This window comes from Anaerobacillus sp. 63XJN7_5_ISO-PGPR-S23-430, assembly GCF_056173695.1.
On sequence record NZ_CM149686.1, the window covers coordinates 565,281 to 585,997 of the forward strand.

A 20,717-nucleotide genomic window follows, 5' to 3' on the forward strand; every position below is an offset into this window, starting at 1 on the left:
GGTATGATAGTGAATAATGGATAAACTCTGCTATTTACAACATTTGTACTTACGAAGCTATGTGTTAATTAGGCATTTAGTCAATGTTCTTTGGTAAAAGGAGGAGCTAATGAGAAATTTGATAATCGGGATCGTCGTCCTTAGTGGTTTTTTAGCTTTTGGTTTGCAAGTTTTTACGGATAATAAGAATGTTAACGTTATAAATCAAGCAGAACCAGCGAAGCAAGTGTCAGGAGCTGTTGAAGTAGGATTGCAAAAAGGAGATAAGGCACCTGATTTTACATTATATTCACTAGAAGGGGAAGAAGTGAGCCTCTCTGATTACAAAGGGAAGGTAACTTTTATTAATTTCTGGACGACCTGGTGCCCCCCTTGTAAAAAAGAAATGCCGGATATGCAGGAGTTTTATGAAGAAAAGGCAGAGGAATACGATGCAGAAATTCTTTCTATAAATATTACGACCAACGAATCTTCTTCTCAAGTTGTGGAAGATTTTGTGAAAGAATATGCTCTTACCTTTCCAGTATTGTTGGATGAAAATGGTGATCAAACAAATACTTTCGCTACTATAACAATTCCAACGACGTATTTAGTTGACAAAAATGGTATAATAATGAAGAGGGTAATAGGTCCTATGAGTAAAGACCAAATGGTTGAGTTGGCCTCTTCAGTGGAATAAAAGAGGTATTGTTAGGAGAGGTATGAGCTTCCGTTCGCTCAATCGTTCTTTAAAAGAAACGATGTTTTAAAATTGCGAAGGACAAACAGTTGACGCATAAGGGGGAGTGAACTGTGACTAATTTAGGATTTGGTGTCATGTTGTTTTTGATGTTGGGATTTGTCCAATATAGCTGGATTTATGAGCCAGTGAATGGGGTTGGGATTGAATTTAAATCAAAATGGTCCTACATTTCAATGTCGGTTTTTCTTGGTTTACTTGTGGGTTATCTCATTACGACGGGGATCTATCAGATTTATTAGAAGTATACGAATGCTATAAATTATTTTCGCATCTCGTTCCTATGGTTCATTTGTAGTTTTACAGCTCTTATTGACGAGACGGGGATTAGGGCTTATGATTTATATATACTAAAACTAGCCTCAGACAGGTTAGACGGCGATTTTTCTGAAAGAAAAACCTTTCATTTTCATCGCCCTTTGTCGATTGTTCGACAGGGGGCGATTTTTTTATTGTCTTATTTTTATACCATTTATTGAATTCCTTTAAAAAAGGTAAACATGAGATAAATGATGGGAGGATCATTGAATGTGGAAATATGTATTACTTGTTTTATTTGCAGGATGTAGTTTAGGTTCATTGTCTACAATTACGAAAATAGGGATTTCTAAAGGATTTTCAGTAGGAGAATTATTAGCTGGTCAATTCTTTATTGGATGGCTCGTTCTAATAGTTCTCGTTGTTCTTTCTAAGAAAAAACTAAAATTACAAGGCTTAAAATTTATTCTAATCGGTGGAGTGGCTATCGGTTGTGTTTCTATTTTCTATACGCTTGCTGTATCCAAACTGCCAGCTTCTATTGCGGTGCTTCTTCTCTTTCAATTCACTTGGATCGGCCTCCTACTTGATTCTCTCAGTCAAAAAAGATGGCCAGAACCTAAAACGTTCGTATCAGTTATTATTCTCCTCATAGGGACATTTCTAGCGAGTGGAGTAGTAGGAGCTAAGGAATTCATTTATGATCCGATCGGTATTTTACTGGGTCTTCTTGCAGCAATCTGTTTTGCCATCTATATTTTTATTATGAGTAAAACATCAGCAGAAGTTCCTGCTGTTCAAAAAAGCTTTTATATGGTTACAATAGCTGGTATTCTCGTCTTAACTATGTTCTCCCCTGAGTCACTTTTCCAAGGGGATATATCAGTTGAATGGTGGATGTTTGGTTTGTTTTTAGCGCTTCTCGGAAATATATTTCCGGTCTTATTTATGGCCATTGGTGTACCTAAAGTAGGTTCAAGTGTTGGAACGATTTTAAGTTCCTCAGAGCTTCCAGCGGCAGTGCTTTTATCGGCGATTTTTCTTCACGAAGCGGTTCATCTTGTTCAATGGGGAGGCGTTTTGTTGATTTTGATTGGCATTGTCATCTCCCAGTGGAATGTAAGCTATGACCAACAGTCAGAAAAAAAAGCAGCATAATTCTCTGTAACTGACAAATACAAGTTCTAGAAAACGAATGTATATCCTTATAACCTATTTTTGTAAAGGGGAAGTTGCGTAATGGAATTGTTACGTATTCAAGACACATGGATTGAACTTGGTATTGCACTCGGTATTTTCCTTCTTTTTCTAGTAATGAGGAAAATTTTCGCGAAATATATATTTAATGTTTTTCTTAAATTAAGTAGAAAGTCTTCTACAGAATTTTTCACACACCTCTTCCTTGCTTTTGAGAGGCCGTTACGAATGTTATTCGTAATAATTGGTTTGTATATTTCTGTACGTTACGTGTCATTCCTAGATCATCATAATGAATTTTATAAAGAGATTATGAGATCGTCGTTAATTTTTCTTACTGCATGGGGATTATATAACCTTTCCTCATCGTCATCACTGTTTTTCCAAACAGTTAACAGCAAATATAATCTAAAAATTGATCAGCTTCTTATTCCATTTCTATCAAAAACACTTCGTCTTTTAATTGTTGCTATGACGTTTAGTGTTATCGCAGGAGAATTCGGCTATGACGTTAACGGCTTCATTACTGGGCTTGGACTTGGAGGTTTAGCGTTTGCTCTTGCTGCAAAAGAGACGATTGAAAACTTCTTCGGTGGAATAGTGATCATTACTGAGAAGCCATTTTCGATCGGTGAATGGATTAAAACACCGAGTGTAGAAGGCGTGGTTGAGGATATTACGTTTAGAAGTACTAAAATTCGTACTTTTGCCCAGGCGCTGGTGACAGTTCCGAACGCGCGATTAGCGAATGAGAATATTACGAACTGGTCCAAAATGGGTAAGCGGCAAATTACCTTTCATTTAGGAGTAACGTATAATACACCATCAGAAAGACTTGAAACGTGTATTAATCGAATTGAGAAAATGCTTCGCGATCATGAAGAAATTCATCCCGAGACTATATTTGTGTCATTTGATGAGTTTAATCATAGCAGCCTTGATGTTTTTCTTTATTTCTTTACCAACACAACCACGTGGGGGGACTTTTTGAATGTAAAACAAGATGTGAATTTTAAAATTATGAAAATAATGGAAGAAGAACATGTTGCTTTTGCATTTCCTACACAAACTCTCCATGTGGAAACTACTCCATCACATGAAGAAGAGAAAATGTATAACTAAAAGAAAGGCAGGTCCTCCATGGAGAGACCTGCCTTTTCTTATGCGCTTTTTTTAGTAAGGGCTTTTTGCTCTTTAGTAGAAGGTTTTCTTTTGCTCCAAATGGTAGCTAGGATCGGACCAGAGATGTTATGCCATACACTAAAAATAGCGCTTGGTACTGCGGCGATGGGATTAAAATGAGCAGAAGCAAGTGCTGCGCCTAGACCAGAATTTTGCATCCCGACTTCAATCGAGATGGCGCGTTGATCGGGTTCAGGGAGTTGCATTAATTTGGCAAGAAAGTAGCCAACGACAAGGCCAAGTATATTATGAAGAATAACAATTGAGAAAATAATGAGTCCCGTTTCTGCAATCCGGTCTTTGCTTGCCCCAACGACTGCTGCAACAATAGCGACGATTGAGATAACTGAAACAAGTGGAAGGACTTTAATACTCTCAGCAACTTTTTCTTTAAAAATTAGTTTTACTACAAAGCCAAGTGTAATGGGAATAACGACCATTTGGAAGATGGAAAGGAAAAGATCACCTGCAGATACAGGTAGCCATTGACTCGCAAATAAGAGAACGAGAGCAGGTGTTACTAAAGGAGCCAGTAGTGTAGAAACGGCTGTGATCGCTACTGATAAAGCTGTGTTTCCTTTCGATAAGTAAGTGATGACGTTTGAAGCAGTCCCCCCAGGACAACATCCAACCAGAATTACACCGACAGCAATTTCAGCTGGTAATTGAAAAATAACGGCCAGACCGTAAGCGAGCAAAGGCATAACAATAAATTGTGCAGCTACACCGATAGCAACGCTTTTTGGTTGTTTCACTACTTCCTTGAAATCCTTTGCAGATAAGGTCATCCCCATGCCAAACATAATAACTCCGAGTAAGATCGTTATGTATGATGTAATCCATGTAAATCCATTAGGGAATATAAACCCGAGTACTGCAAAAAGAATGACCCAAATCGCAAAAGTATTCCCCGCAAAATGACTTGCCTTCTCAAGAGCTCTCATTTCATCACATCCTTAGAAAATTTAATCCTGATTATACGCCTATTCGTGCAATTTTCAATAGAATCTGACAATTTAATAAAACATTTTTGAATAACGATTTTTTCACGTTACTCATGAACCTACTTGTCCGGTCATACATATTAGTAAGCAATTCATTTAGGAGGGAATGACATGTCTACAGAGAAAGAAATCTTTTACGCTATAGAAGAGATTACAGAAATAGCAAAAGGGTTTGGGCTCGATTATTACCCTATGCGTTATGAGATATGTCCAGCAGACATTATTTACACGTTTGGAGCTTATGGAATGCCAACTCGCTTCTCACATTGGAGTTTTGGTAAGCAATTTCATAAGATGAAGCTACAATATGACCTGGGGCTAAGTAAAATCTATGAGCTTGTTATTAATTCTGACCCATGCTACGCCTTTCTGTTAGATACGAATAGTTTAATTCAGAATAAACTCATTATTGCTCATGTACTTGCTCACTGTGACTTCTTTAAGAATAATATTCGTTTTTCAAATACGCGAAGAGACATGGTTGAGAGTATGACAGCAACCGCTGAACGGATCGCTTATTATGAGCATCACTATGGAAAGGCTGAAGTGGAGAGCTTTCTTGACGCTGTTCTCTCCATACAAGAACATATTGATCCTTCGATAATGAGACCAAGATTGACGTATAATCTTCAAGATGAAACCCCGATTCCAGTGAAGCCTGATTCTCGATATAATGATTTGTGGTCAATCGATAAGGATGAGCTAGCGGACGAGCCAGCTCCGACGAAAAAGAAGAAGTTTCCACCGCAACCCGAAAAGGATCTTCTTCTCTTCATTCAGGAATATAGCGCGGAGCTTGAGGACTGGCAGCGAGATATTATGACGATGATGAGAGAGGAAATGCTGTATTTCTGGCCACAGCTTGAAACAAAGATCATGAATGAAGGATGGGCAAGTTATTGGCATCAGCGAATTCTTCGTGAAATGGATTTAACGACGGATGAAGCAATTGAATTCGCTTCACTCAATGCAAATGTTGTGCAACCTTCACGAACACGCATTAATCCTTATTACCTCGGTCTTAAAATCTTTGAGCATATTGAGGAAGTGTATGATCATCCTACAGAGGAAATGAAGCAGCGCGGATTCGAAGTAGGTAAAGGAAGAGAGAAGATGTTTGAAGTTCGTGAAGTGGAAGCTGATATTTCATTTATTAGGAATTACCTTACAAAGGATCTTGTATATAAAGAAGATTTGTATTTGTTCCAAAAGAAGGGACGCGATTACAAAATAGTTGATAAAGAATGGGAGCATATTCGTGATCAGCTAGTGACAATGAGAGTAAATGGTGGATTCCCATATTTAACTGTAAGCGACGGGAACTACATGAAAGCTGGAGAAATGTACCTTCATCATTCTTTTGAAGATACAGAGCTTGATCTTCAATATTTAGAGCGAGTTCTACCGTATGTACATCAATTATGGGGGCGCCCGGTTCATATGGAAACGCGAGTGGAGGATAAGGAAGTTCTCTTTTCATATGATGGAAAGAAGTTGCATCGTAGGTACTTGTAGCAAATGGATTTCCTGAGTGACTTAAGCGATCATTTCTGGCTGTATCTACTCTCCATAACGCTAGCTGGTGCTTTAGGAGGGATTGGTAATATCCTGATCTCAGGTGAATTTCAACGGTTTCGAAAAGTAGTCAATCAACAAAATAATGCAGTCTATTATAATATTGGATCAATAAAAGAGCCACTAGTTGGTGGAATTGGTGGGATATTAACGACGTTATTATTTATTGAAACAGCTTCAGGTCAATACTTACTCTATTTAGCGCTACTTACAGGGTTCGGGAGCAGCGCTTTTCTAAAGCGTTATATCGAGCAAAAAACAGATCAAATTGTTGAACAAAATAACAACCGGCTTCAGAGTGAAAACATTCAAACGTATCACTACGAGAGCGAAACAAATGGCTCAGTTGTTAAAGGGATTATGAGTCCATCGCCAGTTTATTTAACTCAATCAGAGATAGAACGGCTTACAATCCTTCAAGCCAAGGTGGGAGAAGCAATAGGTCCAAAAGAAGCGAAGGTATATCAATGTGAAATTAATTCGCTTCTTAGCCTGGGAAAACAACGCTCATTTTAACCGATGCAACTATTGTGAAGGTATGAGATCTATCGTATTATATATGTGATAATGCACATATAAAGGGGATCTCAAATGAAGAAGTTCATGAAACGACTGTTAGTTATCGTTCCACTGATATTACTAGTTCTTGCGATCGTCTTCTTTTTCTGGGCAAAAGCGTCTTATGAACCAACACAGGAAGCTTTAGAGTACATGGAAGAGTCAAATGAAAGTGAATTAACATTTGGATCACAACATGCTGACAAGGGGATTATTTTCTATCAAGGCGGCAAGGTAGAGGAAGAGGCATATGCTTTTTTAGCTCACCAGCTTGCTGAGGAAGGTTATTTTGTAGTGATCCCTCGTCTGACGTTGAACCTGGCCATTTTAGATGGAGATAAAGCATCTGAAATGATAAGTAAATATGACGATGTAGGGGAATGGTACATTGGTGGTCATTCTCTCGGAGGCGCTGTGGCATCATCATTTGCTATCGAACATCCTGATGAAATCCAAGGGTTGTTTTTACTTGCAGCTTATCCAATTGAAGATATGTCTGAACTGTCTATATCGACGCTTACGATCTATGGTAAAGATGATGGAGTGGCAGTCCTATCTGATCAAAAAGAAAAAGAAGAGTTGCTCTCTTCTTCAGCAGAGATACACATTATTGAAGGGGGCAACCATGCCAACTACGGCATGTATGGCGAACAAAAAGGTGATAACCCAGGTTCCCTCACTTCTGATCAACAAATCAACGAGGCTGTTCGAACAATTACAACGTGGATAGAAGAATAAACCAAAATAAAGAGCCGTCTATGATGGTTCTTTATTTTGGTTTTATTTCTTTTGTCACGTTTTACTTTACTCAAGCGTGCCAATTATTTAGGGATTCTTTTTAAAGAAACGGGAATGAGGAATAATACGTAAGAAGATTCTCAATAATGGATGATATAGGAAAGAGATTGACAGAGAGCGTATATGGGTTAAGATAGGGAATGTGATGAACCAACCCTCAGAGGGGATGGAAGAATGTATTACGTGAAAAGGCTGTGGATGCTTTGTTAAGATCTCGTTTTCGACGGATACGGTTAACTTCTGTTCAGTTAATCGTTTTGTTTTATTTAATAGCGGTAACGGTTTCTACCTTTCTAATTGGTTTACCGATTGCCCATCAATCTGGCGTGCAGCTATCCTTTATTGATGCCTTATTCACAGCCGTGAGTGCGGTAAGCGTGACAGGTCTTTCTGTTGTGTCGATATCGGATACTTTTAGCGTTCCTGGAATCTTTATTCTTGCTGCTGTCCTTCAAATTGGCGGGATTGGTATTATGACGCTTGGTACGTTTGTCTGGCTTGTGATGGGCAAGAAGATCGGATTAAAAGAAAGACAGCTGATAATGACTGATCAAAACCAATCCACATTGTCTGGCTTAGTACAATTGATGAAGCAAATTCTTGGATTAATTTTCATAATTGAATTAGTTGGCGCTCTTGTCCTTGGTACTTATTACCTTCGCTTCTTTGAGACATGGCAGGAAGCTTACCTTCAGGGATTTTTTGCTGCAGTAAGTGCAACGACAAACGGCGGTTTTGATATTACGGGAAGTTCTCTTCAGCCATTTGCACATGACTATTTCGTTCAATTTATTCATATATTATTAATTATCACAGGAGCCATTGGTTTCCCTGTGTTAATTGAAGTTAAAAACTTTTTATTTGCTAGACAGAATAGCCATCGATATAAATTTTCTTTATTTACTAAATTAACAACAATGACTTTCTTTGTACTCGTTGTTTCAGGAGCTATCCTTATTTGGGCATTTGAAGCGAATTCATTCTTTGCCGGTAAGAATTGGCATGAATCGTTCTTCTATGCCATGTTCCAATCAGTGACAACGCGTAGTGGTGGCCTATCTACAATGGATGTAAATCAATTTCAAGAGCCTACACAGTTGTTGATGTCAGCCTTAATGTTTATTGGTGCTTCTCCAAGTAGCGTAGGTGGCGGTGTGCGTACAACTACATTTGCGATTGTGCTACTCGCTATTTTCTTCTTTGCAAAGGGTGGTACGTCAATTAAAGTGTTTGGACGAGAATTGCATCATGAGGATATTCATAAAGCCTTTGTTGTGTTTACCGTGGCGATTATCGTGTGGAGCTGTGGAATTATTATGCTTTCCTTCTCAGAACCATATCCAATCGTGGCTATTATTTTTGAAGTATCGTCAGCCTTTGGTACCACAGGTTTATCGATGGGCGTGACACCAGGTTTAAGTACTTTTGGCAAAATTGTTATCATGTGTTTGATGTTTATTGGTAGAATTGGAATTCTTTCGTTCCTCTTCCTTATTCGAGGAACAGTTCTTCGGGAAAGATACCATTATCCAACTGAACGAGTGATTATAGGTTAATTATAAAAAAGCAGGGGGATATGATCCCCTTGCTTTTTTTGTTGAATACTTTTAAGTTTTCTTAAGTTCTAATATTCTTGTTTCTAAACGCTCGCCTCCGCTTTTTATGTCTAGCTCCAGTGCCTGCCGTGTCTAAACGCCCACTTCCGCTTGTCGTGTCTAGCTGCAGTGGGCAGACACTCGGTCACTTCACCTTTTCATCCGAACACAAAGACCGTGTTCAAATGAAAAGGCTCCAGTGCCTGCCGTGTCTGAACGCCCACTTCCGCTTTTCATGTCTAGCTGCGACTCGCAGAAACTGCGATATTTCACTCTTTCACCAGAACACAAAAGGCGTGTTCTAGTTCAAGAGCTCCAATATCTCCGTTTCTAAACGCTCGCCTCCGCTTTTCATGGTCATATTTACCAAAAAAAATTGGTATATAAATATCGGGAATTCACAAACTAGTTGTACAAAGGAGGTGATTGACATGGCTCAACAACAAAACAGACAAGGAAGCTCTAACAACCTTGTAGTACCTGGTGTAGCTCAAGCTATCGACCAGATGAAGTATGAAATCGCTACTGAATTCGGAGTGCAACTTGGTCCAGATTCAACTTCTCGCGCTAACGGATCTGTTGGTGGAGAAATCACAAAGCGTTTGGTTCAAATGGCTGAACAACAGCTTGGCGGTTACCAAAAATAATTTTATACCATGGCTGTAAGGGGTGGACTTGTCCATCCCTTCTTGCGTGATTTGATACATAGAAGGAGAGGGTAGCATGTCTTTTGAATGTCCACTCTGTAATAGCTTTGCTGCTATCCAGCTTGTTTGTCAGGTATGTGAAGATAAACTAACAGATAAGGGAAGAGAAGCAGAGTATTACGATGAGTACAGTGCCTATGAATCGATTGAGTCGACTAAAAAAATGGACGGATTCATAAGTAAAGCACATGAATGTCCTCATCTTCTATCATGTCCAACTTGTGGTTGGAATGATGTTTACTTAATTGAAGAATGGAGTACATAGCAAAGAGCTGCCTTGTCTGGCAGCTCTTTGTCTCCATTTAAGAAGAAGGGATATATAGTTTTTTCTCAAGAATGCTTTGAATGACATTGAGAATCGTTGTAAAGAACCAGTAGATGAAGGCTGCTGTTAATAAGATTGGTAAGACTTTAAAGTTTGATGCGGCAATTTGATCTGCGTTATAGGTTAATTCTGAAATCGTAAGTACTGAAGCAAGAGAAGAGGCTTTAACGATATCAATTAAAGAATTCCACACCGGTGGAATGGCTCTTCTCCATGCTTGAGGTAGGATAACCTCTTTGTAAATTAACGATTTTTTCATACCGAGTGACATTGCGGCTTCCCATTGTCCCTTTGATAGGGAGAGAATAGCTGCGCGAAATGACTCTGAAATATAAGCACCAAAATGTAAAATAAGTCCAGTGTAGGCGGCCTGCCAGGCTGTTAATTGAATATCCACTGAAACAAGACCATAATACAAAATAAATAATTGAATAAGAAGAGGTGTGCCTCTAAAGAACGAGACGTACAATTTCGCTATTCCAGATGCGATTTTGCTTTTTGAAAGACGTAACAAAGCGATGAATAAACCAACTAATAGGGCACCAAATATTGAAAAGAAACTAAGTAGAAGTGTATTCTTCGCCCCTTCCAGAAGAAAGGGCAAAGAATTTATTAACACATCAGTTGTCTCACTCACTTACATTTTCTCCATTAAAATATTCTTTAGAAATGTCTGCAAGCGTTCCATCTTCCTTCATTTCTTGTAGTGCACCGTTGATCTTTTCAATAAGCTCTTCGTTTCCTTTTGGTAGGGCAAAGGCCATTTCTGTTTTGTTGAATGTTTCTCCAACGCCTTTTACTTTATAATCCTGTTCAGGAAGCTCAGTTAAAATGAAGAGACGATCATTCATCGCTGCTTCAATGTTACGTTCGTTACTAAGATCTGTTAACACCTGGTTAGCGCCCTTGTAGATTTTCGTTTCAGCACCAGCTTCTTCAGCAGCCTGAGCATAGTTACTTCCCTGGGTAGTTCCTACGGTTTTTCCTTCAAGATCTTCTATACCTTTAATATCATCGTTATTCTCGTTAACGATCACTTGTCCACCTGAATAAGTGTATGGTTCTGTAAAATCAAATTGCTCTTTACGATCATCTGTGATCGTTACTTGATTGGCGACCATATCGATGCGTTCTGTTTCAAGTGAAGATAGAAGTCCTTTCCATTCAATCGCTTTAAATTCGGCTTTCATTCCAATACGATCGGCAACTTCACGTGCAACCTCGACATCGTAACCTGTAATTTCGTTATTATCATCTCGATAGCTGAATGGTGGATAAGTTGCTTCTGTTCCAATTAATAGGGTTTCTTGCTCTTTTGAACTGCCTTCTTCGTTATTTTCTGTATTATCATTGCTACCGCAGGCAGCAAGTACAGTAAGTGTTAATGCAAGCACCAACCCTAGCATCCATTTTTTATTCAAAATAACATCCTCCTTTTAATTCCTACAAAATTGATGTGAATTCTAAATTTATTGTAGTTAGCATTTAACTTAAAGTCAATCAAGAAACATTATTGACGTTAATTTACCGCTTCATGCAAGAAGATAAATAAAAAAAGCTTCCTCGGTTTAAGAGGAAGCTTTCCCTATCATTTTATTAACGAATGCGCAGTTCTGATTCAGTATCAAAGAAGTGACATTTGTTCATATCAAAAGCAAGGCTGATGTTTTGACCATTTTGAATATCCGTACGAGAGTCAACACGAGCTACAAAATCTTGATCAGCTACTTTGGAATAAAGATATGTTTCAGCACCCATCAATTCGGCTACATCAATGACAGCACTTACTTTAGTATCCTGTGAAGATTCGATGAAGACAGGCTCATCATGGATATCTTCAGGACGAATACCAAGCATAACTTCTTTGTTCAAGTATCCTTGTTCACGAAGGGTTTTCATTTTTCCTTCAGGAACTTTCACTTGAATATCACCTAGCTTGAAATAGCCATCTTCTAATGTACCGCTGAAGAAGTTCATTGCAGGAGATCCAATAAAGCCACCAACGAAGACGTTGTCAGGTGCATCGTATACTTCTTTTGGTGAGCCTACTTGCTGGATAAGCCCATCTTTCATAATAACGATACGCGTTGCCATCGTCATCGCTTCAGTTTGGTCGTGAGTAACGTAGATAGTCGTTGTTTGTAGACGCTGATGAAGCTTAGAAATTTCAGCACGCATTTGAACACGAAGTTTTGCATCAAGGTTTGAAAGAGGCTCATCCATCAAGAACACTTGTGGATCACGAACAATCGCTCGTCCTAATGCTACACGCTGACGTTGACCACCAGAGAGTGCTTTAGGTTTACGATCTAATAGGCTTTCAAGCCCAAGAATACGAGCAGCGTCCGTTACGCGGCGCTCAATTTCTTTTTTGTCGAACTTGCGTAGTTTCAATCCGAATGCCATGTTATCGTATACGTTCATGTGAGGATACAGGGCATAGTTTTGGAATACCATTGCGATATCACGATCTTTTGGTGCAACGTCGTTGACGCGACGATCACCAATAACGAGGTCTCCATCTGAGATATCTTCAAGGCCGGCAATCATACGAAGCGTCGTTGATTTACCGCAACCAGAAGGACCTACGAAAACAATAAATTCCTTATCTTTAATATCCAGGTTAAAGTCTTTTACTGCCTCAAATTTGTTATCATATCTTTTGTAAATGTGATTGAGAGCGATCTCTGCCATGTTAATGCCTCCTAAGAAATGAACTCTTTTGCTAGTTCTAAGTCTACTCTATGAAAACGCTATCGTAAATTGGAAGCGTGCACAAAAATACCAATAGGTTTTGTGCATTCTGTACGAAATGCCATTATTTATACGTAATATTGTTGAAAAAGGTAAAAAAACTGCGTTTATTAACGCAGTTCCATCGCAAGAAGAGAAAGGTAAACCATCACAGCTCCTTGAAAACTTTTTACATCAATTCCTGTTTTCTCTATAAATTTATCCACACGATATTGAAGACTATTTCGATGTACATAAAGTTGTTTGGCTGCAAGAGTAATATTTAAGTTAGATTCTAAGTAGATGCGAATACTCTTCAAAAGCTCTGTGTCATGTTGTACGGGTTCGATAGCTTTAATTAAGTAATCAATCGATTCGTCACTTGCCTCGTGGAAGAGGACGGACGGGACCATATCCTGGTGCGTAAATACCATTTGTGATGGCATAAGATTTCGTCCTGTTGAGAACCATTTTTTTTCGGCTTTATAAATCCGTTTTAAATGGCTGTTATCATATTGTTGAATCGTTTGTCCGACAAAAAGAGACATGCCTGTGAAAAAGTCGGCAGTAAGTGCAGCAGCTGTTTGTTTAAGTTCATCTACCATCTGTTCGTCAAATTCATTTGTTTGAACGAGCAGACCTTCTTTGTCATTTTCAAATAGGAGTACAGTTTCTTCTGAAAATAAGCCGGTCATGGCTTCTGTGAAATCGGATAGATCTGATGGAGCATTTTTGAGGTTGAAATGTATGTATCGAATTGGGAGATCTATTGTAAGGTCAACGCTGAGATCGTCCTCAAAAAGAAGAGATGTCCATTTTTTTTGGGTAAGAGTCATGGACTCATTTTCCAGTCGGACAGTAGGGAAGAAGGCATTTAATAACTCATTTTCCTCGTTTGTTAGTCGCGTTTTACGTATGCCAAATCGTTCACCATCGGTTGTTCTATACCAGTGGAAAAGATCAGGTTGATCGGAGGTAACGACGAAATCATTTCCATATAGTTCAGCTAGTTTTGCATTCATAAGTGCCCCTCCTAAGTAACAGTTAACATATAGTATAACGTAATGATGAACACAAATTAATAATGAATCAAAGAAAAGAACCTCTATATGTGTAAGAGGTTCTTTTCTAAATTAGCAGTGATTGTCTTCGTTCAGTTTCAGTGAACGAATGAAAAGCATTTACTTTTATGTGATTATGAATAGTTTTGTTGATCATCATTTCTTCTTTGTTTACCTGAACGATGTGGTGGCTCCTGTTCCATGAGTGGAATAGCTTCCTCGATTTGAGCCTGCTTGTAACTTTGATGAACGGCACCGCCGGCCATTCCTTCATTAACCATACGGTCAATGTCCATATCGTATTTATCGCGACCTTCGTACTGAGAGTCTTCAGTTCTTTTGTTCGGCATCCTTTTTCATCTCCCTATTTCTTTGAATAGGGTTATTATGTGAAGAAATCAGGAGAATTATGAGTCCTGCTGTTCATAGACGTGAAAAAGCATGAGCTCATGAATTTGAGATTGCAGTTTGTTTTGCTCCGATTCAGGTGGAGCAGGTTGATACCATTCGAATTGGCCAGTATGGAGATAAAGAGTACGATAATATGTTCCCTGATAGAAAAAAGATACTTCCCATTTAGGTTTTCTTATTTTTGATCCAACTGATTTATATTGAAAGTGCGAAATCATGGTATTCCCCCAAATCACCTTTTTTATCATCATAACATAGGAAGCTAATACGCAGAATACGTTCGAAAAGAAGTGAGGAGAGAACGTATAAATGCTTGATGAATAAGTGGTTCATCAAAACGCATTGGTTTCGAATTCGCTTCAAAAATCCAGAAATGTCCTTCGCTATCTTTACCAATGTCCAAGGAGCATTCAAGCATCTTTTCTTTTTCTTCAAGTGATTCTGCAGTGCGAATAGCGAGCTCTCTTACCCGAATTTCATCGTCATTGTTGGCCACCTTATGAAAAGGGAGGATTTTTCCTCCTCTTGGAACATGAGTCGTCAGGCTGTTATTCTGTGCAGCTCTTATGCCGATACCTGTGACCTGCCAACTTTTTAATGGTTTTTGCAAAAGAATTCTAAAATCATAAGGATATTCATTATGAGTTGCGAGATCAATTTCACGTTGGATCAAATATTGCTCATGAATTAAGGGAGTGACGTGTTCTTTAACTAAGGCGAGATTTGGAAAGAAACGAGTGTTTTCGTGATCGGTGAATAGAAAACCGGACTTAACAGTTTTAACTTTAAATATTCCTCTACCTTTGCTTCCAGATGCAGGTTTGCAGAAAATAGATGAATATGTTTTTAGAAATGTATTAAGATTCGCATCTGTAAAGCAAGCTGTTTCTGGAATGTGATGCATTAATGCTTCATTCTCAGCTAAGTGATCGAGTATTTCATTTTTGAGGAAAAAAGATCGGTTAAAAAATGGAATGCCTTTTAACTTCAACAAGTTGAAAAAAGATCTCACTTTTGGAATGCGTTCTTCTGCCCTGTCAGGAATTCGATTGTACACAATATTAGGATATGGGAAGCGAAAACCTGTCCATTTTTGAGATGTAGCATCATAGAGATAGCCATTGATATATGAGGGATAAATGTCGTCAGGTGTAAAAACAAACGAAAGCCCTCCGGAATTAGTCAATTCCTTTTGAATGGATTTGAAGATCGCAGCATTGCCACTGAAATGGTGATGTAAGTTAGACCCTGCCAGAATGCCAACAAGAGGTCGAATGGCATCATGAGGAGTTTGAAGCTTTACAATAGAAGAAGAGAAAGCAGGAGAGGGAGAGAGCCTGGATGGCTCTTTCCCCCAATATACATATTGATAGCTACTTTTTTGATGCCACCGATTATTTTCTCTACTGTAAAATAATTCGATCATACTGGTGTAACCAGCTGTTTTTCAATGGTGGATCTTGCTAAAAAGATCGCGTATTCCATTGGTAATGTTCTCGTTTTGGCTTCTTCCGCTTTCAATCTCGGATGGGCAAAAATGCCTCTTCCAGGTTTTGAATTTGCTTCAAATAAATAAATGTCCCCTTCTTTTGTAATCCCGAGGTCAAATCCAATTTCGCCAATAAAGCCTGAAACTCTTTTATCGATGGCACGACTTAGTAGCAGGGAAGCTTCCATTAAATCTGTTTCAACTTGTTTTTTAATACCAAATTCAGAAGTGAGCTCTCCAATTGTTTTAACTGTTCCGTTAGAAGCCATGTGAGTGGTTAAACTTCCAGCTCCTGCAATCTTTGCAGCGATCGCACTAACTTCCCATTTCCCCTCTTTGTTTTTGTTTGTATGAACACGATAATCCATGGAACGCTGATTAATCCGATGTAAGTCAATTCCTTGTTGAGCAATTAAACCGTTCATGCCGTTTGGATATTGGGTTTTAAGAAGGCGTGCAAGAGAGGTATATCTTCTTAGACGATTTTCTTTGTCCGTTCTGAACCTGCAATAATAATACTTCTCATCGGCTGGCTTTAGAATTTGTTGAATCCCAAGCCCAAGACTACCGTTGGCAGGCTTAATAAAGATCTGTTCGTAATCCTTTAACATACGTGAGATTATGGCGCTCTTAGGACTTAATACAGTTTCAGGTAAATACGGCTTAACGATTGAGTCTTCACGTAGCTTTTCGAACATCGTCCATTTATCGAAAAATCCTGGGTTAAACCAGGGAGTGAAATATTGAGATTGAAGTTTCTCCATTGTAGTGCTTACTTGTTCGATGCTTGCTGAGCTTCGATTCGGTAGTCGATCGTATACAACATCAGGAATGGGAACAGTTACTCTGTACCATCCTCGCTTGTTATACATTAATCCTTTGATGCTTCCCGTTTTCCAATCAATATGATGAGCACCAAATGCAAAGCCAAAAGCACCACACTTAGAGGTAGCGGATAGTAGCTTGGCAAAATACATACTGCGCTCTCCGATAGGTCTCATACTATCCTTAGTAAATCCTGCAGTGAAAATACCTACTAAAGGTCCAATATGAAGAGAATTTCCTTTTTCGAAAAGGTGAACAGACATTTCTTCAGGAACACCTAATATTTTCCATAAGTCTTCTGAAATAAGGTATTCTTCTTTGTTACTAGGGTGAGGAGAAACCGTGCAGAATGAGCGTCTTGACCCAAAGCAAAGTTGATTCGGAAAAGAAACTTGGTCAACCCATTCCTTAAACTTTGTTGGAGGAACATAGAAATTCCCTTGAGAATTAATGTCCTTTTTTAATGGAAGAATCGTGTTCATGATTCGATAACCCCTTTCTTCTCATTCATGAGAGACCGGCAATATTGAAACGGTATAAAATGTAAAGAATCGTATGGTTGAATGGCTTTGTGTCCAGGTTTAGAGTTGGCTTCAAGTAACCAGACTTTACCACTTCGGTCAATTCCGAAATCAAGTCCAAGTTCAAACAACGGAGGAAATGTACTCTCGAGGTTAGTAGCAATACAACGGGAGAGGAGATTAATCTTTTGATCTGCGGCTTGGAGAACAGTTTCTGGAATAGAGAGCTTGTGATCACTTTGAATAGAGCCACCACTATGCAAATTAGATACAAAAGAGTCAGAACTCCCTACGCGCGTAGCACGGCCAATCTCCTTCCAACTTTCGATCGACGTTTTCTTCATTACCACTCTTCGATCAAAAGGTCGGTTGTTTTGGTCAAGTAAAGAAAGCCATTCTTGGGCTATATAGTCACGCTGGTTTTGAATTCTCCTCATTATTTTGAGGAAAGAACTGGTTGTATCATAAGTATGATGAAGGACGTTCCCATTATGATTGATTTGAACATCAACTTGATTTTGATTTCGGGTAAGGAGCATTAACCCATTTCCTTGAGAACCTACCACTGGTTTTAGAACGACCTTCTCGTGCTTCGTTAATAAATCGGATATAACGCTAGCGCTAGTAGCAGGCTGAAGCTTAACTGTTTGTGGAAGGTGCCGATTTATAAATGGCTTTTGCTTTAATTGTTTGTATATCGCCCATTTTCCTGGTAACCCGTGTCCTAGAAAAGTAGCGTTAGACTCGTTTTTTAACCACTTAATAAAGGAGGCTTCCATTTCTGTTATGAGACCATTATGGAAGCAGCGATCATAAATAAAATCAGGAATCGGAAAATTTGTTTCCAGCCATTTTTTTGTCTTTGGATCGTATTTCATTCCTAGAAGACTATTTCTAAAGTGCTGATCTGGAGAAAAACGATAGACGTTAAATCCAGAAGTGGATCCTGCTTCACCTAATTTAGAAAGGTAATCTCCTTCATGTTGGAGCGAACGTTGTAAAATACCAAGTGATGTCATACCTTGCTCCTTTTAAGATGACGTGTACCAGTTAATTAAGCGGATAAGTGCTTTAACCGATGGGCGATAGGTACTTGGTGTGATTCCTTCAGAAGTCTTGGAAGGTTTTGTGTTCACTTCAATGATCCAGGGGTGACCATTTTTATCAGAAGACATGTCGATTCCAAGCTCCGCAAATACTCCTTCACTTTCACGATCAATGATCTGTGAAATCTCACAGGCCAATTCGGGAAGGATTCGCTTCATTTGTCTTTTCATTGAATCCTCTAAGGGGGTGAGCCCCTCATCAAACTTTTTTAGTAACGCGCCGCGTGCAATATTGGATACGAACTGGTCATTTGTTCTAGAAACGCGCGAAACGGCTGAGACAACTGACCACTTGTCTCCAATACCTTTCAAGCATAAAATGCGGAAATCAACGGGGCATCCATTGACCTCAATTAGGGGAATGCCTTGTTGAATAAGATAAGGAATCGTTTTAGATCGTGAGCGAATGGTCGTATAAATGTTTTGAAGCGAATGTGACGTGAGCGTTTGATTGCCATTAAAGCTTGAGTAATCAAGGTAATAGAGATCATCTTTCTGAGTGATTCGAAAAATATGTTTTCCCTGACTTCCATTTAAAGGTTTCAAATAAAGGATAGGGTATTTATCGATCATGAAATGAATATCGTCGATTGTCTCTAACAAAACCGTTTCAGGAAGATAGGGTGCGACTTCATCGTAAGAAAGTAACTTCTGATGAACATCCCATTTATCAAGAAAGGATTCATTAAAATAGGGGATCTGTTGATCACGCCAATAGGTTTTTAATTGTTGAATGTAAACGGATTTCTCAAGCTTTCTCGAATGAATTCGATTATAGATGACAGAAGGGATGGGTAGCGTGGCTTCTACCCAGTCACGTTGGTTCCAAATCATACCCGAGACTTTAGTGTCACTCCACGGTTTTAGTGTGTAAACATAGAACAGAATATGATGCTCTTCGCAGTATTCTGCGACTTCTTTACAGAATTCCGTATAGGATCCGAATGGTGTTTCTTTCAGTCTAGAAATGTTAATCGCAAGACAGAAAATAGGACCGATTGAGAGCATTTGTTGCTGATGACTATAGGTAAGTGTAATCGGAAGAGATTGATTTGGAAGAGACAGAGAAGCTAGTAGTTCGGGTGAACAATATACGGTATGACTTGATGAAGTGCGATAGACCTTGACTGTTACAAATTCCTCAAGCACGCCACATCGAAGTCTAAGTGATGTATCTGAAAGCTTCCATTTTGAGGCGATGTTTTCTGGAATGGAAAGGGTATGATTAGATTGAGCTGAGGTTGAATTCTCTGGTTGTAAAATAATCTTTTCAGTATGTTTCATTCAAGACCCTCGTTCAACGTTTTTTCTTTTTTTACCTTCCTTTAACTGGATAGGCAATAGCGGATATCGTATACTATGAAGATGGAGTTTACTATGTGAACGTGAGAAATAGAAAGGTTGAGGTACGATGTCGTCCATTATCATAACGATCCTATTTATGATTGCCATTGGCGCTGTTATAGGTGGGTTTACAAATTCGTTAGCTATTAAAATGCTATTTAGGCCATATGAAGCTCGTTATATAGGGAAGTGGAAAGTTCCATTTACCCCAGGATTAATTCCAAAACGTAGAGATGAGCTGGCAGTCCAGCTAGGTAAAATGGTCGTTGAACATCTTCTAACGGCTGAGGGAATACAGCAAAAAATGAACGATCCAGTATTCAAGCGTACGATGATTGAATATGCGCAAAAAGAAGTTCTTAAACTTTTAGAGTCTGATGAGAAAATTGAAACACTTTTAAAGAAAGGACTTCATCTAGAGGATCCAGCCAAAGATATTAGAGCCAATGCAAGCTCCTACATCAATGGGAAAATTGAAAAGAAACTATTGGATTTGAAAAATAAAGAACTAGCTGAGATTCTTCCGGAAAAAATGCAAATGAGAATTGATAGCTCAATTGAACCAATTGCTGATCTCGTTTTAACAAAAATTAGTGATTACATTGCTTCTGCTGAGGGCAAGCATAAGCTTTCTGTTATGATCGACCGTTATCTTGCAGATCGAGGAACGCTTGGAAGCATGATTAACATGTTTTTTACAAACACAAGACTAGTAGATAAAGTACAGCCTGAGTTACTTCGTCTTCTTAAGCAAGACGATATTCAAAATGTTATCATAACGATGCTTGAGAAAGAGTGGAATTCGCTTAAAGAAACGAAATTTGCAGCGTTTGAAGATAAATTTAATTCAGAAGAACTTGTCAAAGAGGTAACAGATCTCATTGTGAATGAACTCCCAATTAATCACGTTCTGAATCTTAGTCTATCGGAAGCAGTTGATCCATATAAGGAGCGTATTGTTGAAGACATAGTTCCACGACTAGTAGATGCTGCTGGTCAGTATCTCAGTCAGAATCTCCAGCCACTCATGGAACAACTACACCTGGCAGACGTAGTGAAAAGTCAGGTGGAGACGTTCTCTGTTGGACGTCTTGAAGAGATGGTTCTTTCGATTTCACGTCGTGAATTTAAGATGATCACGTACCTTGGAGCTGTGCTCGGAGGAATGATTGGTTTAATTCAAGGAGTAATCATTACCCTTATTGGATGAATTTCGTGTCAGTCTTTGTTATAGTGGGGAAGTACAGGGTTATGAGAGCGAAATAATCCTCATTTACTAAGGAGGTATA

22 protein-coding genes are annotated in these 20,717 nt (G+C 38.8%); 11 read left to right on the forward strand and 11 right to left on the reverse strand.

From position 1 onward, the window contains the following. The first annotated feature begins 109 nt into the window (after nucleotides 1–109). The 4 genes from AC0VYJ_RS03105 to AC0VYJ_RS03120 all read left to right on the forward strand — a co-directional run bounded on the left by AC0VYJ_RS03105 (nucleotide 110) and on the right by AC0VYJ_RS03120 (nucleotide 3,316). On the forward strand, nucleotides 110–679 hold the full coding sequence (locus AC0VYJ_RS03105; RefSeq protein ID WP_475366499.1) for a TlpA family protein disulfide reductase: 570 nt from the start codon (nucleotides 110–112) through the stop codon (nucleotides 677–679). Between the two features lie 113 nt (nucleotides 680–792). Further along, nucleotides 793–981, forward strand: coding sequence for a hypothetical protein (locus AC0VYJ_RS03110; protein WP_194220041.1), 189 nt, complete (start codon nucleotides 793–795; stop codon nucleotides 979–981). A gap of 286 nt (nucleotides 982–1,267) precedes the next feature. Further along, nucleotides 1,268–2,155 (forward strand): EamA family transporter, encoded by an 888-nt coding sequence (locus AC0VYJ_RS03115; protein ID WP_475366500.1) that lies wholly within the window; start codon nucleotides 1,268–1,270, stop codon nucleotides 2,153–2,155. An 81-nt stretch (nucleotides 2,156–2,236) separates the two neighbouring features. After that, a complete protein-coding gene (locus tag AC0VYJ_RS03120; RefSeq protein ID WP_475366501.1) occupies nucleotides 2,237–3,316 on the forward strand; it encodes a mechanosensitive ion channel family protein in 1,080 nt (359 codons plus the stop codon). Between the two features lie 38 nt (nucleotides 3,317–3,354). Here the strand turns inward: AC0VYJ_RS03120 and AC0VYJ_RS03125 are convergent, their stop codons facing one another. Next, a complete protein-coding gene (locus AC0VYJ_RS03125) occupies nucleotides 3,355–4,320 on the reverse strand; it encodes a bile acid:sodium symporter family protein (RefSeq protein WP_475366502.1) in 966 nt (321 codons plus the stop codon). A 171-nt stretch (nucleotides 4,321–4,491) separates the two neighbouring features. Between AC0VYJ_RS03125 and AC0VYJ_RS03130 the strand changes: the two genes are divergently transcribed. The 6 genes from AC0VYJ_RS03130 to AC0VYJ_RS03155 all read left to right on the forward strand — a co-directional run bounded on the left by AC0VYJ_RS03130 (nucleotide 4,492) and on the right by AC0VYJ_RS03155 (nucleotide 9,878). Beyond that, nucleotides 4,492–5,895, forward strand: a complete 1,404-nt coding sequence (locus AC0VYJ_RS03130; protein ID WP_475366503.1) for a SpoVR family protein — start codon at nucleotides 4,492–4,494, stop codon at nucleotides 5,893–5,895. A 3-nt stretch (nucleotides 5,896–5,898) separates the two neighbouring features. After that, on the forward strand, nucleotides 5,899–6,471 hold the full coding sequence (locus tag AC0VYJ_RS03135; RefSeq protein WP_194220036.1) for a hypothetical protein: 573 nt from the start codon (nucleotides 5,899–5,901) through the stop codon (nucleotides 6,469–6,471). Between the two features lie 75 nt (nucleotides 6,472–6,546). Continuing rightward, entirely contained in the window at nucleotides 6,547–7,251 is a 705-nt protein-coding gene (locus AC0VYJ_RS03140) for an alpha/beta fold hydrolase (protein WP_475366504.1), read from the forward strand. Between the two features lie 254 nt (nucleotides 7,252–7,505). Further along, entirely contained in the window at nucleotides 7,506–8,867 is a 1,362-nt protein-coding gene (locus tag AC0VYJ_RS03145; protein ID WP_430243169.1) for a TrkH family potassium uptake protein, read from the forward strand. A gap of 470 nt (nucleotides 8,868–9,337) precedes the next feature. Continuing rightward, entirely contained in the window at nucleotides 9,338–9,553 is a 216-nt protein-coding gene (locus tag AC0VYJ_RS03150; RefSeq protein ID WP_194220033.1) for an alpha/beta-type small acid-soluble spore protein, read from the forward strand. Between the two features lie 76 nt (nucleotides 9,554–9,629). Continuing rightward, nucleotides 9,630–9,878: a hypothetical protein gene (locus AC0VYJ_RS03155; RefSeq protein ID WP_194220032.1), complete on the forward strand. Its 249-nt coding sequence runs from the start codon at nucleotides 9,630–9,632 to the stop codon at nucleotides 9,876–9,878. A 37-nt stretch (nucleotides 9,879–9,915) separates the two neighbouring features. Here AC0VYJ_RS03155 and AC0VYJ_RS03160 read toward each other — a convergent pair whose 3' ends face one another. The 10 genes from AC0VYJ_RS03160 to AC0VYJ_RS03205 form a co-directional block, all read right to left on the reverse strand. Further along, on the reverse strand, nucleotides 9,916–10,575 hold the full coding sequence (locus tag AC0VYJ_RS03160) for an amino acid ABC transporter permease (protein ID WP_194220031.1): 660 nt from the start codon (nucleotides 10,573–10,575) through the stop codon (nucleotides 9,916–9,918). Then, nucleotides 10,568–11,359, reverse strand: coding sequence for a transporter substrate-binding domain-containing protein (locus AC0VYJ_RS03165; protein WP_430243172.1), 792 nt, complete (start codon nucleotides 11,357–11,359; stop codon nucleotides 10,568–10,570). Before AC0VYJ_RS03165 ends, AC0VYJ_RS03160 begins: the two co-directional genes overlap by 8 nt. 175 nt (nucleotides 11,360–11,534) lie before the next feature. Next, nucleotides 11,535–12,632: an ABC transporter ATP-binding protein gene (locus tag AC0VYJ_RS03170; protein ID WP_430243174.1), complete on the reverse strand. Its 1,098-nt coding sequence runs from the start codon at nucleotides 12,630–12,632 to the stop codon at nucleotides 11,535–11,537. Nucleotides 12,633–12,802: 170 nt separating this feature from the next. Continuing rightward, nucleotides 12,803–13,693, reverse strand: a complete 891-nt coding sequence (locus tag AC0VYJ_RS03175; RefSeq protein WP_430243175.1) for a PucR family transcriptional regulator — start codon at nucleotides 13,691–13,693, stop codon at nucleotides 12,803–12,805. Nucleotides 13,694–13,866: 173 nt separating this feature from the next. Then, a complete protein-coding gene (locus AC0VYJ_RS03180) occupies nucleotides 13,867–14,082 on the reverse strand; it encodes a hypothetical protein (RefSeq protein ID WP_283153046.1) in 216 nt (71 codons plus the stop codon). A gap of 57 nt (nucleotides 14,083–14,139) precedes the next feature. After that, entirely contained in the window at nucleotides 14,140–14,361 is a 222-nt protein-coding gene (locus AC0VYJ_RS03185) for a DUF5342 family protein (RefSeq protein ID WP_194220027.1), read from the reverse strand. Nucleotides 14,362–14,405: 44 nt separating this feature from the next. Next, on the reverse strand, nucleotides 14,406–15,569 hold the full coding sequence (locus tag AC0VYJ_RS03190; protein ID WP_475366505.1) for a YheC/YheD family endospore coat-associated protein: 1,164 nt from the start codon (nucleotides 15,567–15,569) through the stop codon (nucleotides 14,406–14,408). Continuing rightward, entirely contained in the window at nucleotides 15,566–16,939 is a 1,374-nt protein-coding gene (locus AC0VYJ_RS03195; RefSeq protein WP_430243179.1) for a YheC/YheD family endospore coat-associated protein, read from the reverse strand. The genes AC0VYJ_RS03190 and AC0VYJ_RS03195 overlap by 4 nt, the downstream gene beginning before the upstream one ends. After that, nucleotides 16,936–17,997: a YheC/YheD family endospore coat-associated protein gene (locus AC0VYJ_RS03200; protein ID WP_430243180.1), complete on the reverse strand. Its 1,062-nt coding sequence runs from the start codon at nucleotides 17,995–17,997 to the stop codon at nucleotides 16,936–16,938. Before AC0VYJ_RS03200 ends, AC0VYJ_RS03195 begins: the two co-directional genes overlap by 4 nt. A 12-nt stretch (nucleotides 17,998–18,009) precedes the next feature. After that, nucleotides 18,010–19,368, reverse strand: coding sequence for a YheC/YheD family endospore coat-associated protein (locus AC0VYJ_RS03205; RefSeq protein WP_475366506.1), 1,359 nt, complete (start codon nucleotides 19,366–19,368; stop codon nucleotides 18,010–18,012). Nucleotides 19,369–19,495: 127 nt separating this feature from the next. On the opposite strand from AC0VYJ_RS03205, the gene AC0VYJ_RS03210 reads away from it, so the two are divergent. Then, a complete protein-coding gene (locus tag AC0VYJ_RS03210) occupies nucleotides 19,496–20,638 on the forward strand; it encodes a DUF445 domain-containing protein (protein WP_475366507.1) in 1,143 nt (380 codons plus the stop codon). Nucleotides 20,639–20,717 lie beyond the last annotated feature (79 nt).

Excerpts from the sequence above, each read along its gene's own strand:
- AC0VYJ_RS03115 (WP_475366500.1), top strand. The coding sequence starts at position 1,268 with ATGTGGAAATATGTATTACTTGTTTTATTTGCAGGATGTAGTTTAGGT.
- AC0VYJ_RS03150 (WP_194220033.1), top strand. The coding sequence starts at position 9,338 with ATGGCTCAACAACAAAACAGACAAGGAAGCTCTAACAACCTTGTAGTA.
- AC0VYJ_RS03185 (WP_194220027.1), bottom strand. The coding sequence starts at position 14,361 with ATGATTTCGCACTTTCAATATAAATCAGTTGGATCAAAAATAAGAAAA.
- AC0VYJ_RS03200 (WP_430243180.1), bottom strand. The coding sequence starts at position 17,997 with ATGACATCACTTGGTATTTTACAACGTTCGCTCCAACATGAAGGAGAT.
- AC0VYJ_RS03210 (WP_475366507.1), top strand. The coding sequence starts at position 19,496 with ATGTCGTCCATTATCATAACGATCCTATTTATGATTGCCATTGGCGCT.
- AC0VYJ_RS03175 (WP_430243175.1), bottom strand. The coding sequence starts at position 13,693 with ATGAATGCAAAACTAGCTGAACTATATGGAAATGATTTCGTCGTTACC.
- AC0VYJ_RS03125 (WP_475366502.1), bottom strand. The coding sequence starts at position 4,320 with ATGAGAGCTCTTGAGAAGGCAAGTCATTTTGCGGGGAATACTTTTGCG.
- AC0VYJ_RS03170 (WP_430243174.1), bottom strand. The coding sequence starts at position 12,632 with ATGGCAGAGATCGCTCTCAATCACATTTACAAAAGATATGATAACAAA.
- AC0VYJ_RS03130 (WP_475366503.1), top strand. The coding sequence starts at position 4,492 with ATGTCTACAGAGAAAGAAATCTTTTACGCTATAGAAGAGATTACAGAA.
- AC0VYJ_RS03190 (WP_475366505.1), bottom strand. The coding sequence starts at position 15,569 with ATGATCGAATTATTTTACAGTAGAGAAAATAATCGGTGGCATCAAAAA.
- AC0VYJ_RS03155 (WP_194220032.1), top strand. The coding sequence starts at position 9,630 with ATGTCTTTTGAATGTCCACTCTGTAATAGCTTTGCTGCTATCCAGCTT.
- AC0VYJ_RS03120 (WP_475366501.1), top strand. The coding sequence starts at position 2,237 with ATGGAATTGTTACGTATTCAAGACACATGGATTGAACTTGGTATTGCA.
- AC0VYJ_RS03195 (WP_430243179.1), bottom strand. The coding sequence starts at position 16,939 with ATGAACACGATTCTTCCATTAAAAAAGGACATTAATTCTCAAGGGAAT.
- AC0VYJ_RS03140 (WP_475366504.1), top strand. The coding sequence starts at position 6,547 with ATGAAGAAGTTCATGAAACGACTGTTAGTTATCGTTCCACTGATATTA.
- AC0VYJ_RS03205 (WP_475366506.1), bottom strand. The coding sequence starts at position 19,368 with ATGAAACATACTGAAAAGATTATTTTACAACCAGAGAATTCAACCTCA.
- AC0VYJ_RS03105 (WP_475366499.1), top strand. The coding sequence starts at position 110 with ATGAGAAATTTGATAATCGGGATCGTCGTCCTTAGTGGTTTTTTAGCT.
- AC0VYJ_RS03180 (WP_283153046.1), bottom strand. The coding sequence starts at position 14,082 with ATGCCGAACAAAAGAACTGAAGACTCTCAGTACGAAGGTCGCGATAAA.
- AC0VYJ_RS03135 (WP_194220036.1), top strand. The coding sequence starts at position 5,899 with ATGGATTTCCTGAGTGACTTAAGCGATCATTTCTGGCTGTATCTACTC.